Here is a 19,193-nt window from a genome sequence, read left to right as displayed (position 1 = left end):
CTATCAGACTCTTTCGTGTCCGATTTCCTCGGTGCCTTTCCGGTTCCCGCTCCGGCCTTGCGGCTTTCGCGTTTCCCTTTCCGGCGGTTCCGACTTTATCAGGTCTCATTCGACTCTCTGACCACGGTCACCGCAGACATGCGGAACCGGACCCAGGGATAGGATCTGATGTGAAGGATGCCGCCGAGACCGGACGCTTGCCGCGTCACACGGCCTCAGGCAGGAGTCCGACTGTACATCGGGTGTCGGGCGGGCGCAAATCGTTTGTGCACTGCCTCTACGTCCGCCAACCGGGACCTCTCGTGCGGAACCGGGACTTCTTATGACTTACCCTTCTGAACAGTGCGTCGTCCAGGACAGGTAGTGACGGCGGCTACGAATCTCCGCCCCCTGGGAGGCTAGCCATGACCAGCGTTTCGTCCCCGCTTGCAGGACGCGCCATTGGGCTCTCTGCTGTACCGGATCCCGTGTTCTCCGGCGCGATGGTCGGGCCTGGCACGGCTATCGATCCCGCGCGCGAGCCCTCCGAGGTCGTCTCTCCCGTGGACGGCATCGTCGTCTCTCTTCACCCCCACGCCTTCGTGGTGGTCGACGACCAGGGTCACGGCGTGCTGACGCACCTCGGCATCGACACCGTTCAGCTCAACGGTGAGGGCTTCGAGCTCCTCGTCAACAAGGGTGACACCGTGACGCGCGGCCAGGCGGTCGTGCGCTGGAACCCGGCCGACGTCGAGGCCGCGGGCAAGTCCCCGGTGTGCCCCATCGTGGCACTCGAGGCCACCGCCGAGTCCCTCGCCGACCTCGTCGAGGCCGGCGACGTGAAGGCCGGCGACGCGCTCTTCAGCTGGCAGTGACGTCATCGCCGTCGCTGACGGCAGGCACGACAACCACCGCGGCGGCTGGGCCCGTCGCACTATCGGAGACGGGTGAAATGGAGACAACGCTGCGAGGCGTCGGTGTGAGCCACGGTGTGGCCATCGGCGAGGTCCGGCACATGGGCACGGCGGTCCTGGAGCCGCCGGCCAAGCAGATTCCCACGGAGGAGGCCGAGCGCGAACAGGGGCGTGCTCGCCAGGCCGTGGAAGCTGTGGCGGCCGACCTGAATGCGCGCGGCAATCTGGCCGGCGGCGAGGCGCAGGCGGTGCTCGAGGCGCAGGCCATGATCGCCCAGGACCCGGAGCTCATGGCCGACGTCGACCGGCGCATCACCGTCGGCAGCACGGCCGAGCGCGGCATCTACGACGCGTTCTCCCACTACCGCGAACTGCTGGCCGGTGCCGGTGAGTACATGGCCGGTCGTGTGGCGGACCTCGACGACGTGCGGAACCGCATCGTCGCCCGTCTGCTGGGCGTGCCGATGCCGGGCGTCCCGGACAGCGACCAGCCGTACGTCCTGATCGCGCGCGACCTCGCGCCCGCGGACACCGCGCTGCTCGACCCGGCGCTGGTGCTCGGCTTCGTGACCGAAGAGGGCGGGCCCACGAGCCACAGCGCGATCCTCGCGCGGGCGCTCGGTGTGCCGGCCGTCGTCGCGCTGCCGGGTGCCGGTGAGCTCGCCGAGGGCACGGTCGTCGCCGTGGACGGCAGCACCGGTGAGATCTTCGTGGACCCGAGCGCGGAGAAGCGGGAGCAGCTGGAGGCCGCCGCCGCCGAGCGCAAGGCCGCGCTGGCCGCGTCGACCGGTCCGGGTGCGACGTCCGACGGGCACAAGGTGCCCCTGCTGGCCAACGTCGGCGGTCCTGCCGACGTGCCTGCGGCCGTCGAGGCCGGGGCCGAGGGTGTCGGTCTGTTCCGTACCGAGTTCCTCTTCCTGGACGACAGCACCAAGGCGCCGTCCGAGGAGAAGCAGGTCGAGGCGTACCGCAAGGTGCTCGAGGCCTTCCCCGAGGGCCGTGTCGTCGTGCGTGTGCTCGACGCCGGTGCGGACAAGCCGCTGGACTTCCTGACGCCCGCCGACGAGCCGAACCCGGCGCTCGGCGTGCGCGGGCTGCGCTCGCTGCTCGACCACCCCGAGGTGCTGCGCACCCAGCTGACCGCGCTGGCCAAGGCCGTCGAGGGCCTGCCCGTCTACCTCGAGGTCATGGCCCCGATGGTGGCGGACCGTGCCGACGCCAAGGCGTTCGCCGACGCCTGCCGCGAGGCGGGTCTGCAGGCGAAGTTCGGTGCGATGGTCGAGATCCCCTCGGCCGCGCTGCGGGCGCGCTCGATCCTTCAGGAGGTCGAGTTCCTCTCGCTGGGCACCAACGACCTGGCGCAGTACGCCTTCGCGGCGGACCGTCAGGTGGGTGCGGTGTCCCGGCTGCAGGACCCGTGGCAGCCCGCGCTGCTCGACCTGGTCGCGCTGTCCGCCGAGGCGGCCGCCGCCGAGGGCAAGAGCTGTGGCGTCTGTGGCGAGGCCGCTTCGGACCCGCTGCTGGCCTGTGTGCTGACCGGTCTGGGTGTCACCTCCCTGTCGATGGGTGCGGCGTCCATTCCTTACGTGCGGGCGACGCTCGGCAAGTACACGCTGGCGCAGTGCGAGCGTGCGGCGTCGGCGGCCCGTGCCGCGGACAGCGCCGAAGAGGCGCGCAAGGCCGCTCAGGCGGTGCTGTCCGGCGAGTAGGTTCGCCGCGGCTGTTCCTCAGGGGCCTCCCACCGGTCGGTGGGAGGCCCCTGAGGCGTTTCAATGCCGGTGCTCCCCTTCTGTCACGTCGCCTTCCAGGTCGGGGGCCGCGCAGTAGTCGACGCCGGATTCCGGGGAGACCAGGTCTCCGGAGAGGGCGTCGGTGCAGTACGCGTCGAAGACCTCGGCGGCGGTGAGGGGTTCGAGTCGGCCCTCGGTCATGCGCCAGCCGTGGACGCGGTCGCCGTCTCCCGGGGTAGTGGTGCGCAGCACCATGCCCGCGGCGCGGCGGGTGGCGATGCCGACGGCCAGGACCGTGGTGAACTCCAGGGCCTCGGTGTCGTCGACGCGGGCGCGGCCGTCGGCGTCGGTCTCGACGTGCAGGGCGGCGAGGAGGGTCTCGGGGTCGCAGGGCACGCTGCACACCAGGTGGCGGGCGCCCGGCCCGGAGGTGGCGAGGGCGCGGGCGATCAGGGCGGAGGCCCGGGTGAACGCGGCGCGTCCGAGGTCTTCTCCGCAGGTCGCGCAGGTGCCGGTGCGGGCGAGCACGACCGCCGCGTACTCCCAGGTGGCCTGGCGGACCGCCTCGTCGACGAGGTCGGGGACGAGGTCGGCGAGTGGCTGGCCCTCGTAGGGCAGGGTGGCGCCGCCCGAGGCCAGTTCGGCGGTGAAGCGGGTGCGGCTGGTCGCGGCGTCCGGGTCCAGGCCCGTGTCCGCGCAGTACTCCTCGTACTCCTCGGGGTCGAAGAGGGCGATGGTGGTGTGTCCGCCCTGGGCGGCGAGGGTGCGGAGCAGGTTCTCGACCTGCTGGAGATAGGTCTCGTGGTCGTCGAAGTGGAAGGTGCGGTAGCGGCGCATGGCCGCGAAGTCCTCTTCGTCGGCCAGCAGGCCGATGGTTCCGGCGACTTCGCGGCGCAGTGCGCGTCGCATCGTGTCGTGTTCGGTGTGCGCCATGGTTCCCCCTGCATGCGGTCGATCAATGCTCACTCAGAGTAACGAGAGCCACTGACAACGGCCGCTGAGCTGGGGGAACCCGTGATCGTCAGGCTCGCTCGCGGGCCAGGTCCGCGTAGAAGTCGAGAAGTTCGAGCCGGTCGACCGAGCCCGGATTGACGGCCTTGTCCAGAGGTGTCCCCTGGAGGAGGCGCTTGACGGGGACCTCGATGCGCTTGCCGGTGAGGGTGTGCGGGATGCCGGGGACCTCGATGACCTCGTCGGGCACGTGGCGCGGCGACAGCTGTTCGCGGATCGTCCGCTTGAGGCGGTCGCGCAGGGCGTCGTCGAGGGTGGCGCCCTCGGCGAGGTGGACGAACAGGGGCATCCAGTACCCGCCGTCGGGTTGCTCGACGCCGATCACGAGGGACTCGCGGATCTCGGGGAGGCGTTCGACGGCCTCGTAGATGTCGGCCGAGCCCATGCGGACGCCCTGGCGGTTCAGCGTGGAGTCCGAGCGGCCGTGGATGACCACCGAGCCGCGGGAGGTGAGGGTGATCCAGTCGCCGTGCCGCCAGACGCCGGGATAGGTGTCGAAGTAGCTGTCGTGGTAGCGGGTGCCGTCCGGGTCGTTCCAGAAGTGGATGGGCATGGACGGCATGGGGTTGGTGACGACGAGCTCGCCGACCTCGTCGGTCAGCGGCTTGCCCTGGGGGTCCCAGGACTGCAGGTCGGTGCCCAGGCAGGGGGCCTGGAGCTCTCCGATGTGGACGGGCAGGGTGGGGACGGCGCCGGCGAAGCAGGAGCAGACGTCCGTACCGCCGCTGACCGAGGCGATCCACAGGCCGCCGGGGGTCTCGGCGAAGGCGTCGTGCAGCCAGCGGAAGCCGTCGGGCGGCAGTGGGGAGCCGGTGGTGGCGACGCAGGTGATGCGGGAGAGGTCGAAGTCGCGTGCCGGGTGGACGTCGGCCTTGCGGCAGGCCATGACGTAGGCGGCCGAGGTGCCGAAGAGGGTGGCTCCGGTGCGTTCGGCGATGCGCCATTGGGCGCCGGTGTCGGGATGGCCGGGGCTGCCGTCGTACAGGACGATCGTGGTGCCCGTCAGGAGGCCGGAAACGAGGAAGTTCCACATCATCCAGCCGGTCGAGGTGTACCAGAAGAAGCGGTCGCCGGGGCCGAGGTCGCAGTGCAGGCCGAGCTGCTTGAGGTGTTCGACGAGGATGCCGCCCTGGGACTGGACGATCGCCTTGGGCAGTCCGGTGGTGCCGGAGGAGTAGAGCACCCACAGGGGGTGGTCGAAGGGCACCGCTTCGAAGGTGGGGGCCGTGTCCCCCGAGGTGAGGGCCGACCATTCCAGGGCGCCCTCGGGGGCGTCGGTGCCGAGCAGGGGGATGTGGACGACCGCGCGCAGGGTGGGGAGCTCGGAGCGGAGCTCGGCGACGGTGTCGCGGCGGTCGTGCTCCTTGCCTCCGTAGCGGTAGCCGTCGACGGTGAACAGGACGACCGGCTCGACCTGCTGGAAGCGGTCGAGGACGCTGCGGGCGCCGAAGTCGGGGGCGCAGGAGGTCCAGACGGCGCCGACGGCGGCGGTGGCGAGCAGCGCGACGACGGCTTGCGGGATGTTCGGCAGGTAGCCGCTGACGCGGTCCCCGGGGCGTACTCCCAGGGCGCGCAGTTCCGCGGTGAGGGACCCCACTTGGCGGCGGAGCTCGGCCCAGGTGACGGTTCGGGGCTCGTGGCGCTCGTCCACGTGGAGGAGAGCGGGGGTGTCCGCGCGCGCGGGGTCCTCGGCGGCGCGCAGCGCGTGCTCGGCGTAGTTGAGGGTCGCGCCGGGGAACCAGGTGGCGCCCGGCATCGAGCGGTCGCCCAGGACGCGCGTGGCGGGGGTGGTGAAGCGGACGTCGAACCAGTCGGTGACGGCCTGCCAGAACGTCTCGAGTTCGGTCACCGACCAGCGGTGCAGTGCTTCGTAGCCCCCGTCGGCGGGTGCTCCGTGGTGCTCGGCCGCCCAGGCCTGGAAGCGTGTGACCTGCGCTGCGGCGATCCTCTCCGGGCTCGGCTGCCAGAGCGGCGCAGGGTTCACTGAGGACGTCATGGGGCGGCTCCCGGACTGTACGCGTCGTATGCGTGGGGTGCGCACGTGCTGGGTGTGCGCGTGAACACGGCTGCAAGGGACGATGCCACGTGATCGACTTCCGCACCAGGGTGGGCCGCACACGGTCGGCCCTGCGGGTATGTGCCGTCACCCCAGGTGAACGGCAGTTGAACGCGGCACACATGCGGCTTCTTCGGTGGCAGGGTGAGCAGCATGAACGGTCGTGACCTGGTGCGTTCGGTGAAGGCGGTCGGCATGGTCGGCACGGCGCAGGGGTTGCGCACGGTGCGCTCCTCGTGGCGCAGATGGCGGGCCGACGCGACGGGACTGGCACCGCGTGGTGCGGAGCGTGCCCGGGTGCCGGGTGCGGTGACGGGGATGACCCCGGAGCCCGGTGGTGGCGTGGTGCGGTTCGCGCGCTCGGAGCTGCGGGTGCGGGTGACGGCCGGCGGGGCGGTCTTCCTGGGCTGGGACGGGGCGGAGCCGGAGCCGTCGTACGCCGTGGCGGGACAGAGCCCGGAGCCGGATCCGCGGGCCGTCCTGGAGCACGACAAGGAGGGCGGCTGGCGGGTCGTGTCGGAGCGGGTGACGGTCGTCGTCTCGCGGCACGGGGCCGTGGAGCTGAGCACGCCGGGTGGCGTGGTGCTGCGGCGTGATCTCCCGCCGCGCTGGTGGGAGCCGGTCGAGGGGGGTCCGGCGCGCTGGGTGCAGCGGTCCCAGGTGGCGGCGGACGCGCGGTTCTTCGGGCTGGGCGGGCGCTCCGGTGGGCCGCGGCTGCGGAACGGCACGTACCGGCTGTGGAACACCGATCCGGGCGGTTCGTTCGGTCCCGGTGACGATCCGCTGTACATCACGATGCCGGTGCAGATGGTGGTGGCGGACGCGGCCACGCACCTGGTCTTCCACGACAACACGTGGGAGGGCGCGGTCTCGGTGCGCGAGGGTGAGGAGGGTGCCGGGTCGGGGCACGACCGGGTGGGGTCGTGCGAGGTGCGGATGAGCGGCGGGCCGCTGCGGTACTGGGCGATGGCCGGTACGCCCGCGCGCGTGCTGCACACCTGGGCGTCGCTCACCGGTCCCCCGGCGCTGCCGCCCGCGTGGGCGCTCGGGCACCATCACGCGCGGTGGGGCTTCGGCAGCGAGCAGGAGGTGCGGCGGGTCGTCGCCGGGTATCAGGAGCGGGGGCTGCCGCTGGACGCCGTCCATCTGGACATCGACCACTACGACGCGCACCAGGTGTTCACCGTCGACAAGGAGCGCTTTCCCAAACTGCCCCAGTTCGCGGACGAGTTGCGCAGGCACGGGATCCGGCTGGTGTCGATCGTCGATCCCGCGGTGAAGGCGGAGCGCGGGGTCGAGGTGTACGACGCCGGGGTGGCGGCCGACGCCTTCGTGCGGGATGCCGCGGGGCGCCCGGTGCGGGGCGTGGTGTGGCCCGGGGAGGCGGTGTATCCGGATTTCACGGACCCACGCGCGCGGGAGTGGTGGGGCACGCTCTATGAGGAGCGGCTCGACCAGGGGTTCGCGGGTTTCTGGCACGACATGAACGAGCCGGTGTCGTTCGCCGCGTTCGAGGAGCGGCTCGACCAGGGGTTCGCGGGTTTCTGGCACGACATGAACGAGCCGGTGTCGTTCGCCGCGTTCGGCGAGGCGACGCTCCCCCGGTCGGCGCGGCACTGCCTGGAGGGGCGCGGGGGTGACCACAGGGAGGCCCACAACGTGTACGCCCTGGGGATGGCCCGTGCCGGGTACGAGGCGCTGCGCGAGCTGCACCCCGAACAGCGGCCCTTCTTGTTCTCGCGTTCGGGGTGGGCGGGGATGCAGCGCTACGGAGGGACGTGGTCCGGTGACGTGTCCACGGGCTGGCCGGGGCTGCGGGCGTCGTTGGCGTTGGTGCTCGGGCTGGGTCTGTGCGGTGTGCCCTATGCGGGGCCGGACGTGGGTGGGTTCGACGGCAGTCCCTCGCCCGAGCTGTATCTGCGGTGGTTCCAGCTCGGGGCGTATCTCCCGCTGTTCCGTACGCATGCGGCGATCGACGCGGGGCGGCGCGAGCCGTGGGAGTTCGGGGACGAGGCGCTCGCGCACGCGCGGGAGGCGCTGCTGGAGCGCAGGAGGCTGCTGCCGTACTTCGTGACGCTCGCCCATCTCGCGCGGCGTACCGGCGCTCCCTATGTGCGGCCCTTGTGGTGGGGCACTCCGGAGGACCGGGCGCTGCGGGACTGTGCGGACGCGTTCCTGCTGGGGGACTCCTTGTTGGTGGCGCCGGTCCTGGAGAGCGGTGTGGTGCGGCGGACGGTGCCGCTGCCGCAGGGGCGCTGGTACGACACGGTCACCGGCAGGGCGTACGAGGGGCCGGGAAGGGTGTCGTTGGACGCCCCGCTGGGGCGGATCCCGGTGCTGGCGCGCGCGGGGACGGTGCTGCCGGTGCGGGGCGAGGACGGGGGCCTAGAGCTGGAGGTGTGGGCGCCCGCCGAGGGGCGGACGGGGGGTGGCCTCGTGGTGGCCGACGCGGGTGACGGGTGGGAGGAGGCGGAGCTGGAGCGGTTCACGACGCGGTGGAGCGAGGGGCGTGTGGTCGTCGAGCGGGAGGGCGGTCAGGAGGGGCCCGCACCGGGGCGTCCGGTGCGGGTGCGCGGTCTGGGCGGCTGAGGGACGGGGGGTGCCGCGCGGGTCAGTAGCGGCCCTCGAACCACGCGTGGGCGGCCACCGTGTGCAGCGGGAAGGCCAGTTCGTCGGGGCGGCGCAGGATGTCCCAGCCCTCGGTCTCGTCCGTCGGCGTCGACGTCGGCAGGTCGGCGGCGGGGCGTTCGGGGAGGACGCCGAAGAGCAGCAGGTACCCGTCGGGCGCGCTCATGGCGTCGGCGAGGCGGACGTCGCGGCTCTCGGCGCCGATGCCGGTCTCCTCCTTGAGCTCGCGGACGACCGCGTCACGCCAGTCCTCGCGGTCGTCGACGAACCCGCCGGGCAGGGCGGTGCCGCCGCGCGCGGGGGCGATGGTGCGGGTCACGACGACCAGGCCGGTGCCCTGGGTGTCGTACACCGGCTGCAGGGCGACGGCCACGGGGAGCGGGTTGCGGTAGGCCACGGCGCCGCAGGCGGCGCAGGTGCGGGGCCGGCCCGGGGGCCGGTCTCCGTAGGGTGCTCCACAGCTCGAACAGTGGGAGCCGGGAACGGAGTTGGTGGGGTGTGGGGATGCGGACACGCCGCGGACTGTATCCGATCTCCGACGCGCCGGTCTTTCGCGGGGGACGGTGGTCCTGGTAGACGCAGGGGGCATGACCCGACTTGTCCCCGCCCTGCGGAACATCGCCGTCGGTGCCGCCGCCCTGCTGGCCGTGGCCGCCGCCCCCTCCCCCGCGCACGCGCGGCCCGAGTCCCCCGCGCACGCGGCGCCGGAGCCGAGGGCTCCGAAGGAGTTCGTCGCGTTGCGCGACGTCGATCCGACGATCATCCAGGAGATGCGCTATCGCACGCCGCACAACTTCGTGGGCGCGCCCGTGGACGGCTACCGGCAGTCGATGTGCATCCTCACCCGGCCCGCGGCGAAGGCCCTGCACACGGCGCAGCGTGCGCTGTTGCGCAAGGGCTACTCCCTGAAGGTGTACGACTGTTACCGCCCGCAGCGCGCGGTGGACCACTTCGTGCGCTGGGCGGAGGATCTCGCCGATGAGCGCATGAAGGGCGAGTTCTATCCCCGTGTCGACAAGTCGCGGCTCTTCGAGGACGGATACATCGCGGCGAAGTCCGGGCACAGCAGGGGTTCGACGGTGGACCTGACAGTGGTGCGGCTGCCGGCCCTGCCCACCCGCCCCTATGTCCCCGGGGAGCCGCTCACGCCGTGCTTCGGGCCACGGAGCGAGCGCTTCCCCGACAACTCCGTGGACATGGGCACGGGCTTCGACTGCTTCGACACGCTGTCGCACACGGACGATCCACGGATCACTGGCAAGCAGCGGGCCAACCGGGACCTGTTGCGGAACGCCCTCTCCAAGGAGGGCTTCACCAACCTCCCCGAGGAGTGGTGGCACTTCACGCACAAGCCGGAGTTGTTTCCCGACACCTACTTCGACTTCCCCGTCGCCCGCAGGTCGCTGTCGGGGAAGTAGGCGGACACCACGGCGCGTACCGCCGGATCGACGAAATCGACCAGATCGGCCAGACCGGCCAGACCGGCCAGACCAGCAGCCAGATCGACGGGGAGGACGTCCGGGATCACCCCCGTCGGCCCCGGACGCCCTCCTCCGATACTCGGACGCGAAACCGGGCCCGCTGGTTCAGCGTCCCGGCGTGTCGCGCCCGCGGCATCGGCCCGGACGCCTTCCGGTACCCCCTGACGAAATCCGGCGCCCCGTGGCACACTTCTGACGTTCCGTCAGATCCAGTGCCTGGAGGAGCCTTGTCGCGTACGCGCACACCCGTAGTGGCCAACTGGTTCGCCGGGGAGGGTGACGACTTCCGCCTTCTGGGCACGCGCTGCTCGGCGTGCGCCTGCGTCTTCTTCCCCCGCGAGGACGGCTTCTGCCGCAACCCCGGCTGCGGCGGCGGCGATCTGGCCGAGGTCCCGCTGTCGCGGCGCGGTCGCGTGTGGTCGTACACCGACGGGCGCTACCGGCCACCCGCGCCCTACGTGTCCGATCCGGAACTTCCGTGGGAGCCCTACACGTTGATCGCGGTGGAGCTGGAAGCGGAGCGCATGGTGGTGCTCGGACAGTCGGTGCCCGGGATCACCGTCGCCGACCTGGCGGTCGGCATGGAGGTGGAGGTCGTCCCGGGCGTGCTGAACGAGGACGACGGGACGACGTGGACGACCTGGCACTGGCGGCCGGTGGGGGTGGGCGCATGAGCGGCGAGGTGGCGGTGCTCGGTGCGGGCATGCACCCCTGGGGCAAGTGGGGCCGCGGATTCGTCGAGTACGGGGTCGCGGCGGCGCGCGCCGCGCTGGCGGACGCCGGGGTCGACTGGCGGGACGTGGGCTCGATCGTCGGCGCGGACACGGTGCGCGGCGGCTATCCCGGGTACGTGGCGGGGGCCACCTTCGCCAAGGCGCTCGGCTGGCAGGGCGCCCGCGTGGCGAGCGTCTACGCGGCCTGCGCGTCCGGCGCCCAGGCCATCGCCGCGGCCCGTACGCAGATCCTGGCCGGGATGGCCGACGTCGTCCTGGTGGTCGGCGCCGACGCGGCCCCCAAGGGGTTCTTCCGGCCGGCGGGCGGGGACCGGCACGACGACCCGGACTGGCTGCGGTTCCGGGTGCTCGGCGCCACCAACCCCGCCTACTTCGGCCTCTACGCGCGCCGCAGGATGGCCGTCCACGGCGACACCCTGGAGGACTTCGCCCAGGTCAAGGTGAAGAACGCGGCGGCGGGCGCACTCAACGCGAACGCGCGCTACCGCAAGACCGTCACCGCCGAGGAGGTCGCCGCGTCGGCCGTCGTGGCCGATCCGCTGCGGTTGCTCGACATCTGCGCGACCTCGGACGGCGCCGCCGCCCTGGTGCTGTCCAGCCTGGAGTTCGCGCGGCGGCACGGGGCCGCCGATCCGGTGCGCATCCGCGCGGTGTCCACGGTCACGCCGACGTATCCGACGACGGTCCTTGACCTGCCGGACATCGCGACGGACTCGGCGGCCGTCGTCGACCCTGCCGACGGGACCTTCCGCGCGTCCATCGCGCGGGCGGCGTACGAAGAAGCGGGCATAGGCCCCGAGGACATATCGCTGGCCGAGGTCTACGACCTGTCGACCGCGCTGGAACTGCAGTGGTACGAGGATCTGGGGCTGTGCGGCGAGGGTGAGGGCGCCAAGCTGCTGCGCGACGGGGCGACGGCGCCGGGCGGGCGCGTGCCCGTGAACACCAGCGGCGGACTCGCCTCCTTCGGGGAGGCCGTGCCCGCCCAGGCGATCGCCCAGGTCTGCGAGGTCACCTGGCAGCTGCGGGGCACGGCGGGGGCGCGGCAGATCGGGGGCGCGCGCGTGGGGATCACCGCGAACCAGGGCTTGTTCGGGCACGGGTCCGCGGTCGTGGCGGTGCGCTGAGCCCGTCGCGGGGCCGGGGAGTCCGCCACGGGCGCCGTGGCGGACACCGGGCGGGGCGCCGTGCGGGCGGCCGCGGAGGAAGGCCGCACACCGGTTAACCGTTGCCGTCCGCGACCTTGACGCTCCATCACCATCGGTGAACACTTCCGGGTGTCAGTCGGCGTCGCCGCACTTCGGCTCCCCGGCACCCAGGACCTCTGTGCGCGCGAAGGGTCCGCGCGAAGGGCCTGGTCAACGGGTCAACCCCCCAGGGCGATACGGCTGCGACGGCACGCTCGTCATGGACGCCGGGCGGGGCGCGGGAGACTCCCTGCCTCCGGCTGCATCAGCCGGGCGTATCCAGGCAGTAGTCGTGAACGCACCCTGCACGGAGTACCGGGGTAGACCGCCCCGGGCGAGGGCCTAGGAGCCGCCATGTACTCGAATGGGGACATCTTCGTCGGTGAGGTCATCGGCACCGCGATTCTGATTCTGCTCGGCGCCGGCGTGTGCGCCGCGGTCACGCTCAGCCATTCGAAGGCGAAGGCCTCCGGGTGGGTCGTCATCGCCTTCGGATGGGGCTTCGGCGTGCTGGCCGGCGCCTACACCGCGGGGCCGCTGTCCGGTGGTCATCTCAACCCCGCCGTCACCCTCGGCATCGCGATCGACACCGGCGAGTGGGGCAAGGTCTGGGTGTATCTGCTCGGGCAGATGGTCGGCGCGATGCTGGGCGCCGTCCTCGCGTACCTCGTGTATCTCGCACAGTTCAACGCGAACGTCGCGCGCGGCGCGAAGGGCGACGCGGAGGGCGTGCACCAGCCCACGCCGACGCTCGGCATCTTCTCCACCATCCCGGAGATCCGGAACCCGGTCGCCAACATCATCACCGAGGTCATCGCGACCGTCGCGCTGGTGCTGCCGATCCTCGCCTTCGGGCTGACCAAGGGGCTCGGCGAGACCGGCACGCAGACGCTGATCGTGGCCTTCCTGGTCGTCGGCATCGGCCTCTCCCTGGGTGGCCCCACGGGGTACGCCATCAACCCCGCGCGCGACCTGGGCCCGCGCATCGTGCACACGTTCCTGCCGATCCCCAACAAAGGCACGTCCGACTGGAGCTACGCCTGGATTCCGGTGGTCGGACCGCTGATCGGCGGAGCCCTCGCGGGCGTCATCTACAACGCAGCCTTCTGAGTCTTCTCATCAAGGGGTAGCCATGCCGGACAGCTCCGAGAAATTCGTCGCCGCCATCGACCAGGGCACCACCTCCAGCCGCTGCATCATCTTCGACCAGGACGGCGCGATCGTCGCCGTGGACCAGCGCGAGCACCGTCAGATCTTCCCCAAGCCCGGCTGGGTGGAGCACGACGCCACCGAGATCTGGTCGAAGGTGCAGGCGGTGGTGGCGGGGGCGATCGCCAAGGCCGGGCTGCGCGCCGACCAGCTCAGCGCGCTCGGCATCACCAACCAGCGGGAGACCACGGTCCTGTGGGACCGCGCCACCGGCAAGCCCGTGCACAACGCGATCGTCTGGCAGGACACCCGCACCGCCGGGCTCTGCAGCGAACTGGGCGGCGCGGACGGCCAGGACCGCTTCCGGGAGCAGACCGGGCTGCCGCTGGCCAGCTACTTCTCCGGGCCCAAGGCGGCCTGGCTGCTCGACAACGTGCCGGGCCTCAGGGCGCGCGCCGAGCGCGGCGAGATCGCCTTCGGCACCATCGACTCCTGGCTGATATGGAACCTCACGGGCGGCACCGACGGCGGCAAGCACGTCACCGACGTGACCAACGCGGGCCGCACCATGCTGATGAACCTGGAGACGCTCCAGTGGGACAGCTCGATCCTCTCGGCGATGAACGTCCCCGAGGCGGTGCTCCCGGAGATCAGGTCGTCGGCCGAGGTCTACGGCACGGCCGTGGGGCAGCTCTCCGGAGTGCCCGTCGCCTCCGCGCTCGGCGACCAGCAGGCCGCCGTCTTCGGGCAGGCCTGCTACGACACGGGCACCGCCAAGAACACCTACGGCACCGGCAGCTTCCTGCTGCTCAACACCGGCAACCGGCCCGTGCCGTCGAAGAACGGGCTGCTCACCACGATGGGCTACAAGATCGGCTCCGAGGCCCCGGTGTACTGCCTGGAGGGGTCCATCGCGATCACCGGCGCCCTGGTGCAGTGGTTCCGTGACCAGCTCGGCATCATCCGCTCGGCGGACGAGATCGAGCCGCTCGCGGCGAGCGTCGACGACAACGGCGGCGCGTACATCGTGCCGGCGTTCTCCGGCCTCTACGCGCCGTACTGGCGCTCGGACGCGCGCGGTGTCGTCACCGGCCTCACCCGGTACGTGACCAAGGCGCATCTCGCGCGCGCGGTCCTGGAGGCGACCAGCTGGCAGACGCGCGAGGTCGTGGACGCCATGTACCAGGACTCCGGGGTGCGGATCACCACCCTCAAGGTCGACGGCGGCATGACCAAGAACAACCTGCTGATGCAGCACCAGGCGGACGTCCTGGGCGTGCCGGTGATCCGTCCCAGGGTCTCCGAGACGACCTGTCTGGGCGCGGCCTACGCGGCGGGCCTCGCGACCGGGGTGTGGAACGACCTCGACGAGCTCAAGGCGCACTGGCAGCAGGACGTGGAGTGGACGCCGCAGATGGACGCCGCCTCGCGCGACCGGGAGTTCCACAACTGGCACAAGGCGGTGGAGCGGAGCTTCGGCTGGCTGGAGGACGGCGAGGGCTAGCCGAACCGGACTGCGGCTCGTACCCCAGTCGGCGGGGGTACGGGCCGCTGTGCGCGCCCGCTAGGTCGTGGCGGGCTGCCGGGCCTTCGCCGCGGCGGCGGCCGCGTGCTCGACGACGTCGATGAGGACCTCCTTGACCGACTCGCGGTCGCGCGCGTCGCACAGCACGACGGGCACCTCGGGGTCGAGGTCGAGTGCCTGGCGCACGGTGTCGGCGGGGTAGCGGGAAGCGCCGTCGAAGCAGTTGACGCCCACGACGAACGGTATGGAGCGCCGCTCGAAGTAGTCGACGGCGGCGAAGCAGTCCTCCAGGCGGCGGGTGTCGGCGAGCACCACGGCGCCCAGCGCGCCGGTGGCCAGCTCGTCCCAGAGGAACCAGAAGCGGTCCTGTCCCGGCGTGCCGAAGAGGTACAGGACCAGGTCCTCCCGCAGGGTGATGCGGCCGAAGTCCATCGCCACCGTGGTGGTGTGCTTGCCCGCGACACCGCGCGTGTCGTCGACGGGGCGGCCGGCCTCGCTGAGGGTCTCCTCGGTGCGCAGCGGTTTGATCTCGCTGACCGCGCCGACCAGGGTCGTCTTGCCGACACCGAAGCCGCCCGCCACGAGGATCTTCAGCGTGACCGGCTCGACCGGGGCCTTGTCGCGCTCAGAACGCCTGAAGATCATCGCTCACTTCTCCTGGATCATGGGGGTCGCGTGGATCATGGGGGTCGCGCGGGGCCGGTCCGTATCCGCCGCCGCCGGGGGTTTCGATCACGAGTACGTCGCCGGGGCCGAGGTCCGCGGAGTCGCTGCCGCCGAGCTCCACGACGGTGCCGTCCGCGCGTTCGACCCGGTTGGCGCCGAGCGCTCCGGGGGCGCCGCCCGCCATGCCGTACGGTGCGACCCTGCGGTGCTGCGACAGGGTGGAGACCGTCATCGGCTCGCGGAAGCGGATGCGGCGCACGGCGCCGTCGCCGCCGCGCCAGCGCTCGCCGCCGCCGCTGCCGTGCCGCACGGCGAACTCCTCCAGGAGGACGGGCAGGCGCCATTCCAGGACTTCGGGGTCGGTGAGCCGCGAGTTGGTCATGTGCGTCTGGACGACCGGTGCCCCGTCGAAGCCGTCGCCCGCTCCGGAGCCGGAGGCCACGGTCTCGTAGTACTGGTGGCGGTCGTTGCCGAAGGTCACGTTGTTCATCGTGCCGGAGCCCTCGGCCTGCACGCCCAGGGCGCCGTAGAGGGCGCCCGTGATGGCCTGGGAGGTCTCCACGTTCCCCGCGACGACGGCGGCGGGTGGCCGCGGGGCGAGCAGCGAGCCCGGGGGCACGACGATGCGCAGCGGGCGCAGACAGCCGTCGTTGAGCGGGATGTCGTCGGCGACGAGGGTGCGGAAGACGTACAGGACGGCGGCGTTGACGACCGCTGAAGGGGCGTTGAAGTTGGTGGCGAGCTGGGCCGACGTGCCGCTGAAGTCGACGGTCGCCGTGCGCTCGTCGCGGTCCACGGTGACGCGGACGTCGATCGTGGCGCCCGAGTCGGTTCGATAGGCGAACTCGCCCTCTTCCAGGACGTCGATGACGCGGCGTACGGCCTCTTCGGCGTTGTCCTGGACGTGCTTCATGTACGCCTGGACCACGTCGAGGCCGAAGTCGTCGATCATGCGGGTGACTTCGTCGACGCCCTTCTGGTTGGCGGCGATCTGGGCGCGCAGGTCGGCGAGGTTCGTGTCGGGGCCGCGCGAGGGGTAGGGGGCGTCGGTCAGCAGGGCGCGCGTCTCCGCCTCGCGGAAGCGGCCCCCTTCCACCAGGAGCCAGTTGTCGAAGAGGATGCCCTCCTCGTCGATGGTGCGGCTGTCGGCCGGCATGGAGCCGGGGGCGATGCCGCCGATCTCGGCGTGGTGGCCGCGCGAGGCGACGTAGAAGAGGATCCGCTGCTGTGCCGGGCCGGGTTCGCCCTGTGCCGGGCCGGGTTCGCCGGGGCGGTCGAAGACCGGGGTGATGACGGTGACGTCGGGCAGGTGGGTGCCGCCGTGGTACGGGTCGTTGACCGCGTAGGTGTCGCCGGGGCGCATGGCGCGGCCGCGGCGCTCGATCACCTCCTTCACGCTGGTGCCCATCGAGCCCAGGTGCACGGGGATGTGCGGGGCGTTGGCGACGAGGTTGCCGTCGGGGTCGAAGAGCGCGCAGGAGAAGTCGAGCCGCTCCTTGATGTTCACCGACTGGGAGGTGGATTCCAGGCGGGCGCCCATCTGTTCGGCGATGGACATGAAGAGGTTGTTGAAGACTTCGAGGAGCACGGGGTCCGCGGCGGTGCCCGCGGTGGAACGCTCCGGTGCGGCGACGCGTTCCATGAGCAGGTGCCCGGTGTCCGTCGTCGCCGCCCGCCAGCCGTCGTCGACGACCGTCGTGGCGCCCGCCTCGGTGATGATCGCCGGTCCGGTGACGCTCTCGCCGGGCGGCAGCTCCTCGCGACGGTGCAGCGGGACCTCGTGCCAGGCGCCCGCCGTGTGCAGGCGCACCTGCCGCGGGGGTCCCGGTGTCGCCGCGTGCGCGAGGGCCGAGAGGTCCGGCGGTGCGGTGACGCCGGTGGCCTCCACGGAGAGCGCTTCGACGACGACGGGCCGGTCCAGGGTGAAGGAGTAGGTGGTGCGGTGCAGGTCCTCGAAGTCCCGGGTCATGGCGTCCGGGTCGGTGAGCCGCACGGTCAGGGCGGTGTCCGTGCCGTCGTAGCGGAGCTGGGCGCGGCGGGTGACGCGGATGCGGTCCTTCGGGACGTCCTCGGCGAGGAGTTCGTCGCGGGCGGCGCTCTCCAGGTCGTCGGCGGTCTTCAGGACGTGCGGCATGGACGACGCCTCCAGGGGCGTCTCCACGGACTGCTCGCGCATCGCCGTGGTGTCGGCGAGACCGATGCCGAGGGCGGAGAGCACCCCGGCCATCGGCGGTACGAGGACGGTGCGGATGCCGAGCGAGTCGGCGACCCGGCACGCGTGCTGGCCGCCCGCGCCGCCGAAGGTCGTGAGGGCGTAGCGGGTGACGTCGTGGCCCTTCTGGACCGAGATGCGCTTGATCGCGCCCGCGATGTTGGCCACCGCGATCCGCAGATAGCCCTCGGCCACCTGCTCGGGCGTACGGTCGTCGCCCGTCGCCGTCCGGATCTCCTCGGCCAGCGCCGCGAACCGGTCGTGGACCAGGTCGCCGTCCAGGGGCTGGTCCCCGTCGGGCCCGAACACCCGGGGGAAGTGGCCGGGTTGCACGCGTCCGAGGGCGATGTTGGCGTCGGTGACGGTGAGCGGGCCGCCGTTCCGGTAGCTGGCGGGGCCGGGGTCGGCGCCCGCCGAGTCGGGGCCCACGCGGTAGCGGCTGCCGTCGAAGTGCAGCACGGACCCGCCGCCCGCGGCGACGGTGTGGATGTCGAGCATCGGGGCGCGCAGCCGGACCCCGGCGATCCGGGTGGTGAAGACCCGTTCGTACGCACCGGCGTAGTGCGAGACGTCCGTCGAGGTGCCGCCCATGTCGAAGCCGATGACGCGGTCGAAGCCGGCCAGGCTCGACATGCGGGCCATGCCCACGATGCCGCCCGCGGGCCCGGACAGGATCGCGTCCTTGCCGCGGAACTGCCCGGCCTCGGTGAGGCCGCCGTTGGACTGCATGAACATCAGCCGCACGCCGTGCAGTTCGTCGGCGACCTGCCGTACGTAGCGGCGCAGGACCGGTGACAGGTAGGCGTCGACGACCGCGGTGTCGCCGCGCGGGACGAGCTTCATGAGGGGGCTGACCTCGCTGGAGAGCGAGATCTGCGGGAATCCGGTGCGCTCGGCGAGTGCGCCGACGGCCTGTTCGTGGCCGGGATACAGGTGGCTGTGCAGGCAGACCACCGCCACGGAGCGGATGCCGTCGTCGTAGGCCTGCCGCAGCTCTCCCGCGAGGCTCTCCAGGTCGGGCGGGCGCAGGACGTCGCCTTCGGCGGTGACGCGCTCGTCGACCTCGATGACCCGGTCGTAGAGGAGTTCGGGCAGGACGGTCTCGCGGGCGAAGATCTGCGGGCGGTTCTGGTAGGCGATGCGCAGGGCGTCGCGGAAGCCGCGCGTGATGACGAGGGCGGTGGGTTCGCCGGTGCGTTCCAGGAGGGCGTTGGTGGCGACGGTGGTGCCCATGCGGACGGCGTCGACGCGCGGGCCGGGCCCGCCGGCCTCCGGCGTCACCTCGTCGAGCAGTTCGCGGATGCCGGCGACGGCCGCGTCGCGGTAGCGGGCGGGGTGGTCGGAGAGCAGCTTGTGGGTGCGCAGGCCGCCGTCCGGGTGGCGCGCGACGATGTCGGTGAAGGTGCCGCCCCTGTCGACCCAGAACTGCCAGCCAGTCACGTTCTCACTCCCGCTTCCGCGCTGTTCAGAGCGCCCGGAGGCCGTTGATCACGTCGCGCAGAATACTCTCGTCCGGCAGCTCGGCGGGGGGTACGGGGCGGGTCACGTGCACCAGTTCGTCCTCGACGAGGTCGCCTATGAGCACGCGCACCACGCCGATGGGCAGATCGAGTTCGGCCGCCAGCTCGGCGACCGACTGCGGCGTGTCACGGCAGAGCTCGACGATGTCCACGTGCTCCGGGGAGAGCGTCTTGTCGGCCTCCGGGACGCCCGAGGCGCGCGCCTCGGCGATGACGACCGCGATGAGGTCGAGCCGGTGCTGCCCGACGCTCGTGGTGCGGCCGCGCGTCATCGCGTACGGCCGCACCACGGGTCCCGCGTCGTCGTCGAACCAGCGGGGTGACTCCTGCACTCCCGCTAATCTCCGCGTGGCCTCTGTCGTTCTCTTCGTCCCGCGTCGGTCGTCATTCATGACCTCCCA

Annotated in this window: 14 protein-coding genes; 8 read left to right on the top strand and 6 right to left on the bottom strand. The window is 71.9% G+C overall.

Features of this window, described 5'->3' with window-relative positions; genetic code table 11:
* The first annotated feature begins 404 nt into the window (after positions 1 to 404).
* Together ACFYXE_RS28125 and ptsP are read left to right on the top strand one after the other, a co-directional pair.
* The gene (locus tag ACFYXE_RS28125) at positions 405 to 854 is read left to right on the top strand and encodes a PTS glucose transporter subunit IIA (protein ID WP_389316806.1); all 450 of its coding nucleotides are present in this window, start codon (positions 405 to 407) and stop codon (positions 852 to 854) included.
* Between the two features lie 77 nt (positions 855 to 931).
* On the top strand, positions 932 to 2,602 hold the full coding sequence (gene ptsP, locus ACFYXE_RS28120) for a phosphoenolpyruvate--protein phosphotransferase (protein WP_361170163.1): 1,671 nt from the start codon (positions 932 to 934) through the stop codon (positions 2,600 to 2,602).
* A 60-nt stretch (positions 2,603 to 2,662) separates the two neighbouring features.
* On the opposite strand, the gene ACFYXE_RS28115 is transcribed toward ptsP, so the two are convergent.
* Both ACFYXE_RS28115 and ACFYXE_RS28110 read right to left on the bottom strand, forming a co-directional pair.
* Positions 2,663 to 3,556, bottom strand: a complete 894-nt coding sequence (locus ACFYXE_RS28115) for a hypothetical protein (protein ID WP_389316802.1) — start codon at positions 3,554 to 3,556, stop codon at positions 2,663 to 2,665.
* A gap of 88 nt (positions 3,557 to 3,644) precedes the next feature.
* Positions 3,645 to 5,630, bottom strand: a complete 1,986-nt coding sequence (locus ACFYXE_RS28110; protein WP_389316799.1) for an acetoacetate--CoA ligase — start codon at positions 5,628 to 5,630, stop codon at positions 3,645 to 3,647.
* Between the two features lie 213 nt (positions 5,631 to 5,843).
* On the opposite strand from ACFYXE_RS28110, the gene ACFYXE_RS28105 reads away from it, so the two are divergent.
* Entirely contained in the window at positions 5,844 to 8,279 is a 2,436-nt protein-coding gene (locus ACFYXE_RS28105) for a glycoside hydrolase family 31 protein (RefSeq protein WP_389316796.1), read from the top strand.
* 22 nt (positions 8,280 to 8,301) lie between these two features.
* Here ACFYXE_RS28105 and ACFYXE_RS28100 read toward each other — a convergent pair whose 3' ends face one another.
* Positions 8,302 to 8,832, bottom strand: coding sequence for an NUDIX domain-containing protein (locus ACFYXE_RS28100; protein WP_389316793.1), 531 nt, complete (start codon positions 8,830 to 8,832; stop codon positions 8,302 to 8,304).
* A 73-nt stretch (positions 8,833 to 8,905) separates the two neighbouring features.
* On the opposite strand from ACFYXE_RS28100, the gene ACFYXE_RS28095 reads away from it, so the two are divergent.
* From ACFYXE_RS28095 to glpK, 5 genes are all read left to right on the top strand, one after another.
* Positions 8,906 to 9,736 (top strand): M15 family metallopeptidase, encoded by an 831-nt coding sequence (locus ACFYXE_RS28095; RefSeq protein ID WP_389316790.1) that lies wholly within the window; start codon positions 8,906 to 8,908, stop codon positions 9,734 to 9,736.
* 290 nt (positions 9,737 to 10,026) lie between these two features.
* Positions 10,027 to 10,473 (top strand): Zn-ribbon domain-containing OB-fold protein, encoded by a 447-nt coding sequence (locus tag ACFYXE_RS28090; RefSeq protein WP_389316787.1) that lies wholly within the window; start codon positions 10,027 to 10,029, stop codon positions 10,471 to 10,473.
* The gene (locus ACFYXE_RS28085; protein WP_389316857.1) at positions 10,470 to 11,660 is read left to right on the top strand and encodes a lipid-transfer protein; all 1,191 of its coding nucleotides are present in this window, start codon (positions 10,470 to 10,472) and stop codon (positions 11,658 to 11,660) included. Before ACFYXE_RS28090 ends, ACFYXE_RS28085 begins: the two co-directional genes overlap by 4 nt.
* 414 nt (positions 11,661 to 12,074) lie before the next feature.
* Positions 12,075 to 12,830, top strand: a complete 756-nt coding sequence (locus ACFYXE_RS28080) for an MIP/aquaporin family protein (RefSeq protein WP_361170186.1) — start codon at positions 12,075 to 12,077, stop codon at positions 12,828 to 12,830.
* 22 nt (positions 12,831 to 12,852) lie between these two features.
* Positions 12,853 to 14,373: a glycerol kinase GlpK gene (glpK, locus tag ACFYXE_RS28075; protein WP_389316783.1), complete on the top strand. Its 1,521-nt coding sequence runs from the start codon at positions 12,853 to 12,855 to the stop codon at positions 14,371 to 14,373.
* Between the two features lie 60 nt (positions 14,374 to 14,433).
* Here the strand turns inward: glpK and ACFYXE_RS28070 are convergent, their stop codons facing one another.
* Genes ACFYXE_RS28070 through ACFYXE_RS28060 form a run of 3 tightly spaced genes read right to left on the bottom strand, consistent with a single transcriptional unit; the run spans position 14,434 to position 19,124 of the window.
* A complete protein-coding gene (locus ACFYXE_RS28070) occupies positions 14,434 to 15,039 on the bottom strand; it encodes an ATP/GTP-binding protein (RefSeq protein WP_361170192.1) in 606 nt (201 codons plus the stop codon).
* Positions 15,020 to 18,712 (bottom strand): hydantoinase B/oxoprolinase family protein, encoded by a 3,693-nt coding sequence (locus ACFYXE_RS28065; protein WP_389316779.1) that lies wholly within the window; start codon positions 18,710 to 18,712, stop codon positions 15,020 to 15,022. Before ACFYXE_RS28065 ends, ACFYXE_RS28070 begins: the two co-directional genes overlap by 20 nt.
* Before the next feature lie 25 nt (positions 18,713 to 18,737).
* The gene (locus ACFYXE_RS28060) at positions 18,738 to 19,124 is read right to left on the bottom strand and encodes a DUF742 domain-containing protein (RefSeq protein WP_361170198.1); all 387 of its coding nucleotides are present in this window, start codon (positions 19,122 to 19,124) and stop codon (positions 18,738 to 18,740) included.
* Positions 19,125 to 19,193 lie beyond the last annotated feature (69 nt).

It is taken from the genome of Streptomyces sp. NPDC002564 (assembly GCF_042889645.1).
In the GTDB taxonomy this organism is placed as follows: Bacteria; Actinomycetota; Actinomycetes; order Streptomycetales; family Streptomycetaceae; genus Streptomyces.
The sequence above is the reverse complement of the archived record's forward strand: the minus strand, read 5'-3'. Positions and strand labels throughout refer to the sequence as shown.